9 protein-coding genes and 1 pseudogene are annotated in these 10,809 nt (G+C 73.0%); 4 read left to right on the plus strand and 6 right to left on the minus strand.

The genetic code is table 11. The features are described 5' to 3' along the window. Positions 1–100: 100 nt before the first annotated feature. From ACTWP8_RS15630 to ACTWP8_RS15650, 5 genes and pseudogenes are all read right to left on the minus strand, one after another. Positions 101–346: pseudogene (locus tag ACTWP8_RS15630) on the minus strand (cytochrome P450); the annotation flags it as partial. 383 nt (positions 347–729) lie between these two features. Continuing rightward, positions 730–1,230 carry a helix-turn-helix domain-containing protein gene (locus ACTWP8_RS15635; RefSeq protein ID WP_443322758.1) on the minus strand — a complete coding sequence of 167 codons (501 nt, stop codon included), beginning with the start codon at positions 1,228–1,230 and terminating at the stop codon, positions 730–732. Positions 1,231–1,407: 177 nt separating this feature from the next. After that, a complete protein-coding gene (locus tag ACTWP8_RS15640) occupies positions 1,408–2,433 on the minus strand; it encodes a zinc-dependent alcohol dehydrogenase family protein (RefSeq protein WP_443322759.1) in 1,026 nt (341 codons plus the stop codon). Further along, positions 2,430–3,368, minus strand: a complete 939-nt coding sequence (locus ACTWP8_RS15645) for a hypothetical protein (RefSeq protein ID WP_443322760.1) — start codon at positions 3,366–3,368, stop codon at positions 2,430–2,432. The genes ACTWP8_RS15640 and ACTWP8_RS15645 overlap by 4 nt, the downstream gene beginning before the upstream one ends. A 61-nt stretch (positions 3,369–3,429) precedes the next feature. Then, a complete protein-coding gene (locus ACTWP8_RS15650) occupies positions 3,430–3,828 on the minus strand; it encodes a MerR family transcriptional regulator (RefSeq protein WP_443322761.1) in 399 nt (132 codons plus the stop codon). A 121-nt stretch (positions 3,829–3,949) separates the two neighbouring features. On the opposite strand from ACTWP8_RS15650, the gene ACTWP8_RS15655 reads away from it, so the two are divergent. Continuing rightward, on the plus strand, positions 3,950–4,753 hold the full coding sequence (locus tag ACTWP8_RS15655; RefSeq protein ID WP_443322762.1) for a cobalt-precorrin-6A reductase: 804 nt from the start codon (positions 3,950–3,952) through the stop codon (positions 4,751–4,753). Positions 4,754–4,818: 65 nt separating this feature from the next. Here the strand turns inward: ACTWP8_RS15655 and cobF are convergent, their stop codons facing one another. Beyond that, positions 4,819–5,595, minus strand: coding sequence for a precorrin-6A synthase (deacetylating) (cobF, locus tag ACTWP8_RS15660; RefSeq protein ID WP_443322776.1), 777 nt, complete (start codon positions 5,593–5,595; stop codon positions 4,819–4,821). A 123-nt stretch (positions 5,596–5,718) separates the two neighbouring features. Between cobF and ACTWP8_RS15665 the strand changes: the two genes are divergently transcribed. Genes ACTWP8_RS15665 through meaB form a run of 3 tightly spaced genes read left to right on the plus strand, consistent with a single transcriptional unit; the run spans position 5,719 to position 10,809 of the window. Beyond that, complete coding sequence (locus tag ACTWP8_RS15665) at positions 5,719–7,596, plus strand: methylmalonyl-CoA mutase family protein (protein ID WP_443322763.1); 1,878 nt, start codon at positions 5,719–5,721, stop codon at positions 7,594–7,596. Beyond that, positions 7,596–9,821, plus strand: a complete 2,226-nt coding sequence (gene scpA / locus ACTWP8_RS15670; RefSeq protein ID WP_443322764.1) for a methylmalonyl-CoA mutase — start codon at positions 7,596–7,598, stop codon at positions 9,819–9,821. Before ACTWP8_RS15665 ends, scpA begins: the two co-directional genes overlap by 1 nt. 4 nt (positions 9,822–9,825) lie before the next feature. Then, positions 9,826–10,809: a methylmalonyl Co-A mutase-associated GTPase MeaB gene (gene meaB / locus ACTWP8_RS15675; protein ID WP_443322765.1), complete on the plus strand. Its 984-nt coding sequence runs from the start codon at positions 9,826–9,828 to the stop codon at positions 10,807–10,809.

Genomic DNA, 10,809 nt, shown 5'->3' on the forward strand with positions numbered 1-10,809 from the left:
ACGACCGTAGCGTGACGCAAGGCGGCCCGCCCGGTGCGACGGGGGATGCACACCGGGCGGGCACGAGGACCTTTCTACCTCATGGGGGTGGGGTCGTGCATCAAATGCCTGTTCGCTTTTCCGGAACCCAGAAGACCGGCAGCGAGATCAGGCCACGCGCCCGGATCGACGGTCGCCAACGCAGCTCGCCGCGCGGAACGGCGAGCGAGAGCCCGGGAAAGCGGCTCAGCAGCGCGGCGAGAGCGGTCTCGGTCTCCATCCGGGCCAGGGGCGCGCCGAGGCAGTAGTGGATGCCGTGGCCCAGGGCGAGGTGCCCCGTCTGGCCACGGTGCGGGTCCACGCGGTCGCGGCACCGAGTCCGACTGGATTTCGACGCAACTCGCGCAGTAGGTCCGGGTGGTCGAGGAGGGCCGGCACCGAGTGACCTCCTCGGCGTCCCGGAACGGGACCGGCACGACTTCCGGGCCTGGACCGTCGCAGGCAGGTACGGGGCGCTCCCGGGAGGGTCGCAGGGGCGGCGCCGAGGGTGTCGTCTCCCCGGCGCCGCCCTTGTCGCAGGCGGCCCAGACCCCCGTCCAGGGCCACCTCGCTGGCGGGTGCCGCTGTCACCGGCGCTGCGCCTGCTGCCGTTCCCGCAGCTGCTCGAGCGCGTGGTCCACCGGCGGCAGGTGGCAGCACAGGACGCCGATCGCGGCAAGACTCGGTCCGCACATGGCCGGATGCAGCACCTCAGTTGCCTCCACCGGACGTCTCGCCCCCGGAATCCGGTGGGCCGTCAGGGAGGTTCATCTGCCGGCGGAACTGGCAGATGATCTCGCTGAGGCTGTCCTGCACCTCCGGCGGGAGGCCGACGGAGCGCAGCGCGATGGCGCGCACCCGCTGATCGCGCATGGCGACCAGGAACTGGACCTCTTCCTCGACCCGTTCGGCCTGCGACTCCGACAGGTCACCCAGCAGATAGCCGACCGGCACCCCGAAGAACTTGGCCAGCGCGCGCAGGACATCGGGGCTCGGATTGGCCCGCTTGGCGTTGCGCAGCATCGACAGGTACTGCTCGGTGAGGGTGACGCCGCCGTATGCGTCGGCCTCGCTGCTGATCTCCTCGGCCACGTACGCGTTCGTGTACGGAGCACCCGGAGGGTGCATGTTGGCGAACAGGTAGTTCAGCCGCTGCGCGAGCGGAGTACCGGCCGCCTTTGGTGATGTGCCCTCCCCGACCGACTTCTCCACCTTCCCCCAAGGCCCCTTGCCTCACGGCCAGTTAAGTCGAACTGACTCGCGTAGAGCATCCTGCCATGGGCGGAACGCACTGCACCAGACCCGTACCGGATGCTGGCGAGTGCCCCGACTTAACCGGCAGTTGGCGAGGCCCCGACGTAACCGGCAGTTGACGGGTGGCGGAGGGGGTCACCGCCCGGAGCCCTCCGGGATCAGCACGGCAACTCCGGTGATCCGGCCCGCGGCCAGATCGGCCAGCGCCTCGTCGGCCCGGTCCATCGGGTAGCGGGCGAGCTGCACCGTGGGCCGCAGCCGCGCCACCTCGGCCAGGTAGGCGCGGCCGTCCTCGCGGGTGTTCGCGGTGACGCTGCGCACCGTCCGCTCCTGGTACAGATGCCGCTCGTAGTCCAGCGCCGGGATGCCGGTCAGGTGGACTCCGGCCACGGACAGAGTCCCGCCCCGGTCCAGCGCCTCCAGCGCGACCGGCACGAGGTCGCCGACCGGCGCGAAGAGGATCGCGGCGTCCAGCGGCTCGGGAGGCGCGCCGGACCCGGCGGAGGCCGCGCCCAGCTCCAGCGCCAGCCGCTGCGCGGCCGGGGAGCGGGTGACGACGTGCACGGCCGAGCCGCGGGCGACGGCGAGCTGGGCGGTCAGGTGCGCGGAGGCCCCGAAGCCGTAGACACCGAGCCGCCCGCCGGGCGGCAACTCCGCGCGCTGCAGCGCCCGGTAGCCGATGATCCCGGCGCACAGCAGCGGGGCGGCTTCCTCGTCGCTCCAGCCGTCGGGCAGCCGGTAGGCGTAGCGGGCGTCGGCGAGCATGAAGCCCGCGTAGCCGCCGTCGAGGTCCCAGCCGGTGTAGCGGGAGCGCGGGCACAGGTTCTCCCGCCCCGTACGGCAGTAGCGGCACTCGCCGCAGGTGCCCGCGAGCCAGGCGGCCCCCACCCGGTCGCCCTCGGAGAAGTCCCGGACCGCGGAGCCCGTGGCCCTGACGCGGCCGACGACCTGGTGGCCGGGGGTGCAGTTCGGCGTGCGGGGCGGCAGGTCGCCCTCCGCCAGGTGCAGGTCCGTACGGCAGACACCGCAGACCGCCACCTCCACCAGCAGCTCGTACGGGCCGGGCGCGGGGACGTGGCGCTCGTGGCGTCGCAGCGGTCCCGAATCGATGGGCCCCGGCCGCTCGACCACCCAGGCCGACGTCCTCGCGCCCTCCGTCACCTCGGCCAGTCCCCTTCCAGCAGGTCCGTGACCGGGAAGGCCGCCGCGTGGGCCGTCGGCCGCGACAGATAGAACTCGGCGTGGTAGTAGCCGGCGGCCTCCTTGCCGCTGGGCGACAGGCCCGCGGCCTCGACCGCCTCGATGGCGTGCCGCTGCTCGTCCGGGTCGCTGAACCGGCGCTGCGGGAAGGTCCGCCCGTTCGCTTTCTGGGTGACGAGGCCCGCCTCGGCCAGGACGTCTGCGATGGGCCCGTAGTTGACCGTGCGGAGCACGAAGGCGGCCACCCACACGGGTCCGTCGATGTGGGGGAGGAGCCGCTCGAAGGTGCGGGTGGTGATGTAGCCGACGCCGCCCGTGACCGTGATCAGCCGGACCGGTTCCAGGGCCCTGACCAGGTCGCGGCTGGGCTCGTCGCTCTCGAGGTCCTCGCCGAACCCCTCGTCGAGCAGGCCCGCGGCCCGTGCGTACGCCACCGCGTTGCGCGCCGAGTCCAGGCCGGTCATGTGGACGGCGTGCGGCAGGCGGCGCGCGGCGTAGAAGGACCGGTCCTCCTGGGCGAGCCTGGCCGTGCTCAGGGTGGCCCTGCGCTCCGCCGTGTACCGCTCGTACAGGTCGCCCAGGGTCAGGTCGTGGTTGAGGAGGGCGGCGTTGATGCCGTACGAGCAGCAGAGGTCCAGCACCGTCACCGGTCCGTCGCGCCCGGTGACCGGGGTGTGGGCGGCCAGTACGCGCCGGAAGACGCGCTGCCCGTGGTGCGGGATCTGGTACTCGAGCGGCCGCAGGGTGCGGAAGTAGCCGCGCGGGTCGGGCAGGTCGTAGATGTCGTTGAACGACGTCTTGCCCGGGCTCTGGGAGGTCGGGCCCGGCCCCTGGGAGGAGAACCCGGGACGTCCCGGAGCAGTGGTCTCGTACGCCCTGTTCTGGATTCCGGTCATCGCGACCTCGCCATCACTCGTGCGTCTGAATCACCTGTCCCGTCACATATACCCTCATTTGTCACATCTGCTCCACCAGCCGGCGGAAAGCGGGGCAGTCGGTGAAGTCGTCCTCCGGGCACTCCAACGCGTGCTCGACCAGCGCTTTCGACGCCTCGATCTGCCGGATGCGCTCCTCCAGCTCGCGTTGGTGGCGGTGCAGGAGTTCCCGCCGGTCGGCCGGGCTGCTCGCCTCCAGGACGGCCCGCAGCTGCTCCAGGCTGAAGCCGGCGGCCTTTCCCCGGACGATCATCGCCACCCGGGCGATGTGCCCCCGGGTGTAACGGCGGCGGCCGTGCACCCGGCTGGCCGGGGCCAGCAGGCCAGTCGCCTCCCAGTGCCGCAGTACGTGCGGACGGAGCCCGAACCGATCGGCGAGCTCGCCGATGGTCATCGACTCCTCGGGATCGTTGGACTTCATGTTTGCATTAACTGTGCGGAGTGCGGTCTGAGTCAAGGAACGCCTGAAAGGGCCGCCTGCGAGGCTTGAGAAGGCCTGAGAGGGAACGCCGGAGCCGGAGACGGCCGGAGACTGGAAGCCCATGCATGTGCTGATCCTCGGCGGCACCACGGAGGCCCGCCGGCTCGCCGCCGAGCTGGCCGCCCGGCGTCCCGCGCCGCGCGTCACCACCTCGCTCGCCGGGCGGGTGGCCGCGCCGCGGAAGCCCGCGGGGGAGGTGCGGGTCGGCGGGTTCGGCGGCCCGGAGGCCCTGGCCCGGTGGATCGAGGAGCACGCGGTGGGGGCCGTGGTCGACGCGACGCATCCCTTCGCCGAGGGCATCAGCGCCGGCGCCGCGCGGGCCGCCGCGGCGACGGGCGTCCCGCTGGTGGCCCTGCGCAGGCCCGGCTGGGAGGCCGGCCCCGGGGACCGCTGGCACCCGGCGGACTCGCTCGAAGGGGCAGCCGCCCTGCTGCCCGGGATCGCGGGCCCCGGCGGCCGGGTCTTCCTCACCACAGGACGACAGAACCTGGCCGCCTTCGCGGACCCGCGCCTGGACCAACTCCACTTCCTCGTACGGTCGGTGGAGCCGCCGGAGCCACCGCTGCCGCGCCACGCGCACATCCTGCTGGACCGCGGCCCGTATTCCGTCGAGGGCGAGACCGCGCTGCTGCGCGAGCACCGCATCGACGTCCTGGTCACCAAGGACAGCGGCGGTACCGCCACAGCGGCGAAACTGACCGCCGCGCGTGCGCTGGAACTGCCGGTGGTGGTCGTCCGCCGCCCGACCCCACCGCCGGGGGTACGGGTCGTGCCCGACGTCGCGGACGCGCTGGCGTGGCTCGCCGCCCTGCCCCTGCCGCCCCGGCGCTTCGCGCCGGAATTTCCCAGCCGGCCGCCCATCTGAGGGCGGGTGGGAAGAGGCCCGCGTCGCAGGCGCGGGGCCGGGGGGCGGCCGTCGGTCGCCGTCGGTCAGCCCTGTTTCGGCTTGCGCCTGAGCAGATACGTGTCCATGATCCAGCCCTTGCGGTCCCTGGCCTCCGCCCGCACCGCCGTGATCTCGTCCGCGACCTCCGGCAGCCTGCCGGAGACCAGGATCTCGTCCGGCGTCCCCACGTAAGCGCCCCAGTAGATGTGCAGGTCCTCGTCCCGGAAGCGGAGATACGTCCGGTGCGCGTCCAGCATCACCACGACATCGTCCGCGTCCTCCGGGAAGCCCTCCTCCGACAGCCTCCGTCCCGTGGTGATCCGCACCGGGCGGCCCACCTGGTTCAGCCCGGTGCGGTGCCGGGCCGCCAGCGCCGAGACGCTGCTCACGCCGGGGACCACCTCGAAGTCGAAGGACACCTCGCCGCGCGCGAGGATGTCCTCCAGGATCCCGATGGTGCTGTCGTACAGCGCCGGATCGCCCCACACCAGGAACGCCCCGCACTCGCCTTCCGCGAGCTCGTCGCGGATCAGCCGCTCGCAGACGTCGGCCCTGCGACGGCGCCAGTCCCCGACGGCGGGCCCGTAGCCGGGAGTCGGGGCCGTGCGGTCCCGGTCCGGGTCCCGCGCGTCCACCAGCCGGTACGGCCGCTGTCCGGCGTGCAGGGCCAGGATGTGGCGGCGCAACGCGACCAGATCGTCCTTCTCCTGACCCTTGTCCAGGATGAAGAAGACGTCGGCCGATGTGATCGCCTTCACGGCCTGCAGGGTCAAGTGGTCGGGGTCGCCCGCCCCGATGCCGATGACGAGGATCTTTCTCACGGCGCCGAGTCTGCCGTACGGGTGGCCGAGGTCTGCAGTGTGGGTGGTCAAGGCATCGAACGAGGTCAAGGTCACATCCGAGCGCACTGCTGCTCAGGGGGCAACCTCGCCTAGCCTTCCCCCATGACGGTCCTGCCTGACGACGGGCTGTCCCTGGCCGCCGAGTTCCCGGAAGCGACCCGCAAGCAGTGGCAGAGCCTGGTATCAGGCGTGCTGCGCAAGTCGGGTGCGAACGACGTCTCGGACACCGCGGCCGAGGACGCCCTCTCCACCGAGCTCGAGGACGGGCTCACCGCCCGCCCGCTGTACACCGCCGAGGACGGCGCCGCGGACCCCGGGTACCCGGGCTTCCCCCCGTTCGTCAGGGGCAGCAGAGCGGAGGGCACCGCGGTCTCCGGATGGGACGTCCGCCAGCGCCACACCGACCCCGACCCCAAGGCGTCCAACGAGGCCCTGCTCGCCGACCTCGAGAACGGCGCAACCTCCGTGTGGCTCGCCGTCGGAGAGGCCGGAGTGCCGGTCACCGGGCTCCCGCAGGCGCTCGACGGCGTCTACCTGGACCTGGCCTCCGTCGTCCTCGATCCCGGCGCCGACTTCGAGTCCGCCGCGCGCGAGCTCTTCCGCCTCTACGACGAGGTCGGCGTCGCGCCGCAGACCGCCCTCGCCCAGCTCGGCGCCGACCCGCTCGGGCTGGCCGCCCGCACGGGCCGGGCCGACGACGTCGCCCGGCAGTCGGCGGCCGCCGCCGCGCTCGCCGCGCGCTGCGACCACAACTACCCCGGCGTACGGGCCCTGGTGGCGGACGCCCTGCCGTACCACGAGGCCGGCGGCTCCGCCGCCGAGGAGCTGGGCTGTTCGCTCGCCACCGGCGTCGCCTACCTGCGCGACCTCACGGAGGCCGGGCTCTCCGTCGACGCGGCCTGCGCGCAGCTGGAGTTCCGCTACGCCGCCACCGCCGACCAGTTCCTGACGATCGCGAAGCTGCGGGCCGCGCGGCGGCTCTGGGCCCGGGTCGCGGAGGTCTGCGGCGCGGGCCCCGCCGCCGCGGCACAGCGCCAGCACGCCGTGACCTCCCCGGTGATGATGTCCCGTCGGGACCCGTGGGTGAACATGCTCCGCACGACGGTGGCCTGCCTCGGGGCCGGGGTCGGGGGAGCGGACGCGGTGACCGTGCTGCCCTTCGACAGCGCCCTCGGCCTGCCCGACGGCTTCGCCCGCCGCATCGCACGCAACACCTCCTCGATCCTGCTGGAGGAGTCCCACCTGGCGCGGGTCATCGACCCGGCGGGCGGCTCCTGGTACGTGGAGCGGCTGACCGACGAGCTGGCCCGGGCCGCCTGGTCGTGGTTCCAGGAGATCGAGCGCGCCGGCGGACAGGCTTCCGGCCTGCGCTCCGGGCTCGTCGCGGACCGGCTGGCCGCCACCTGGGAGCGCCGCGCCGGGGACCTGGCCCACCGCCGCGAACCCGTCACCGGTGTCAGCGAGTTCCCGCACCTGGCCGAGCAGCCGGTGCAGCGCGGGCCCGCCCCCGCCGCGCCGTCCGGCGGGCTGCCGGTGGTGCGCCGCGACGAGGCGTACGAGGTGCTGCGGTCCCGCTCCGACGCGCACCTGGCCGCAACCGGCACCCGGCCGCGGGTGTTCCTGGCCACCCTTGGCCCGGCAGCCGCCCACACCGCCCGCGCGACCTTCGCCGCCAACCTCTTCCAGGCGGGCGGCATCGAGCCGGTGCCCACGGAGGATGGCCGCACGCTCGCCGAGTCCTACGCGTCCAGCGGGGCGAGCGCCGCCTGCCTGTGCTCGAGCGACACGGTGTACGCCGAGCAGGCCGAGGCCGCGGCGGCCGAACTCAAGGCCGCGGGCGCCACCCGTATCTACCTGGCGGGAAGGCCGGGGGAGAGCCGGGGCGCCTACGAGCGGGCCGGAGTCGACGAGTTCCTTTTCGCAGGCGCCGACGCGGTCGCGGCCTTGTCCGCGGCCCTCGACGACATGGGAGTGGCGTGATGCACGGCAGTGCGGGCAAGCCCGCGACGATCCCCGACTTCTCGGGAGTTGAGCTGGGACCGGACGGAGGCTCGGCCGTCACCGGCGACCAGTGGCGGGCCGCGCTGAAGGAGTCCACCGGCAAGCGCGACGGCGACCTGGTGTGGGAGACCCCGGAGGGCATCGGCGTCAAGCCGCTCTACACCGCCGAGGACCTGGCCGGGCTCGACTTCCTGGAGACCTACCCGGGCATCGCGCCGTACCTGCGCGGCCCCTACCCGACCATGTACGTCAACCAGCCCTGGACGGTCCGCCAGTACGCCGGATTCTCCACGGCCGAGGAGTCCAACGCCTTCTACCGCCGCAACCTCGCGGCCGGCCAGAAGGGCCTCTCCGTCGCCTTCGACCTGCCCACGCACCGCGGCTACGACAGCGACCACCCGCGGGTCACCGGCGACGTCGGCATGGCGGGCGTGGCGATCGACTCGATCTACGACATGCGGCAGCTCTTCGACGGCATCCCGCTGGACCGGATGAGCGTGTCGATGACGATGAACGGCGCGGTGCTGCCCGTGCTCGCGCTCTACATCGTCGCCGCGGAGGAGCAGGGCGTACCGCCCGAGAAGCTGGCGGGGACCATTCAGAACGACATCCTCAAGGAGTTCATGGTCCGCAACACCTACATCTATCCGCCGCAGCCCTCGATGCGGATCATCTCCGACATCTTCGCCTTCACCTCGCAGAAGATGCCGCGCTACAACTCCATCTCCATCTCCGGCTACCACATCCAGGAGGCCGGGGCCACGGCCGACCTGGAGCTGGCCTACACCCTGGCCGACGGCGTCGAGTACCTGCGCGCGGGCCGTGACGCGGGCCTGGACGTGGACGCCTTCGCGCCGCGGCTGTCGTTCTTCTGGGCGATCGGCATGAACTTCTTCATGGAGGTCGCCAAGCTGCGGGCGGCCCGGCTGCTGTGGGCCAAGCTCGTCAAGCGCTTCGAGCCGAAGAACGCCAAGTCGCTGTCGCTGCGCACCCATTCGCAGACCTCCGGCTGGTCGCTGACCGCGCAGGACGTCTTCAACAACGTGACCCGCACCTGCGTGGAGGCCATGGCCGCCACCCAGGGGCACACCCAGTCGCTGCACACCAACGCCCTCGACGAGGCGCTGGCCCTGCCCACCGACTTCTCCGCCCGCATCGCCCGCAACACCCAGCTGCTGCTGCAGCAGGAGTCCGGGACCTGCCGGGTCATCGACCCGTGGGGCGGCAGCGCGTACGTCGAGCGGCTCACCCACGACCTCGCCCGCCGCGCCTGGCAGCACATCGAGGAGGTCGAAGCCGCGGGCGGCATGGCCAAGGCCATCGACGCGGGCATCCCCAAGCTCCGGGTGGAGGAGGCCGCGGCGCGCACCCAGGCCCGTATCGACTCCGGGCGCCAGCCGGTCATCGGGGTCAACAAGTACCGGGCCGGGGGCGACGAGGAGATCGAGGTCCTCAAGGTCGACAACTCGGCCGTACGGGCCCAGCAGATCGACAAGCTCCGGCGGCTGCGCGCGGAGCGCGACGAGGCCGCGTGCCAGGACGCGCTGCACGCCCTCACCCGGGCCGCGGAGGCCGGGGCCGGAGCGGGTCTGGAGGGGAATCTGCTGGCCCTGGCCGTGAACGCGGCCCGCGCCAAGGCGACGGTCGGGGAGATCTCGGACGCCCTGGAGAAGGTGTACGGACGGCACTCGGGCCAGATCCGTACGATCTCGGGTGTGTACAGGGAGGAAGCCGGTCCGTCGTCCGGAGTGGAGCGCACCCGGGGGCTGGTCGACGCCTTCGAGCGCGAGGAGGGCCGCCGGCCGCGCATCCTGGTCGCGAAGATGGGCCAGGACGGCCACGACCGTGGCCAGAAGGTGATCGCCACCGCCTTCGCGGACCTGGGCTTCGACGTCGATGTCGGCCCGCTGTTCCAGACCCCGGCCGAGGTCGCCCGCCAGGCCGTGGAGGCCGACGTGCACATCGTCGGGGTGTCCTCGCTCGCGGCCGGGCACCTGACGCTGGTGCCCGCGCTGCGCGACGAACTCGCCGCCCAGGGCCGGGAGGACATCACGATCGTGGTCGGCGGGGTCATCCCGCCCCAGGACGTCGAGCCGCTGCGGGAGATGGGCGCGGCCGCGGTGTTCCTGCCCGGCACGGTCATCCCGGACGCCGCCCACGACCTGCTGAAGACCCTCGCCGGGGTCCTCGGCCACGAGCTGTGAGCCCATGGCGCGGACGGTCGACATCGACGCGTACGCCAAGGGCGTTCTCGACGGATCCCGGGCCCACATCGCCCGGGCCATCACCCTCGTGGAGTCCACCCGGGCCGACCACCGGGAGCTCGCCCAGCGGCTGCTGATCGAGCTGCTGCCGCATACGGGCGCGGCGCGGCGGGTCGGGATCAGCGGGGTGCCCGGGGTCGGCAAGTCGACGTTCATCGACGCCTTCGGATCGATGCTGACGGGGAGGGGCCACCGGGTCGCGGTGCTCGCCGTCGACCCGTCGTCGACGCGTACGGGCGGCTCCATCCTCGGCGACAAGACCCGGATGGAGCGCCTCGCGGCCGACCCCGCGGCCTTCGTCCGGCCGTCGCCGAGCGCCGGGACGCTGGGCGGGGTGGCGCGGGCCACGCGCGAGTCGATGGTGGTGATGGAGGCCGCGGGCTACGACGTGGTGCTGGTGGAGACGGTGGGCGTCGGCCAGTCCGAGACGGCCGTCGCGGGCATGGTCGACACCTTTCTGCTGCTGTCGCTCGCGCGGACGGGCGACCAGCTGCAGGGCATCAAGAAGGGCGTGCTGGAGCTGGCCGATGTCGTGGCCATCAACAAGGCCGACGGGCCACATGAGCGGGACGCCAGGTCGGCGGCGCGCGAACTGGCAGGGGCGCTGCGGCTGTTGCAGCCGGTGGACGCGGAGTGGAATCCGCCGGTGCTGACCTGCAGCGCCCGGGAGGGCACTGGCCTGGACACGGTGTGGGAGAGGCTGGAGCAGCACCGGAAGGTGCTGGACGCGACGGGGCGGCTGGCGGAGAAGCGGCGCGACCAGCAGGTCGGCTGGACGTGGTCGATGGTCCGCGAGCAGCTGCTGGCGCGGCTGCGGGACCATCCCGAGGTCCTGCGCCTCGCGCCCAGTCTGGAACAGCAGGTCCGCGACGGCACCCTGACCGCAACGCTGGCGGCCGAACGCCTGCTGGCGGCGTTCGGCCGGTAG

This window comes from Streptomyces sp. 7N604 (assembly GCF_052245475.1).
Taxonomy (GTDB): Bacteria; Actinomycetota; Actinomycetes; order Streptomycetales; family Streptomycetaceae; genus Streptomyces.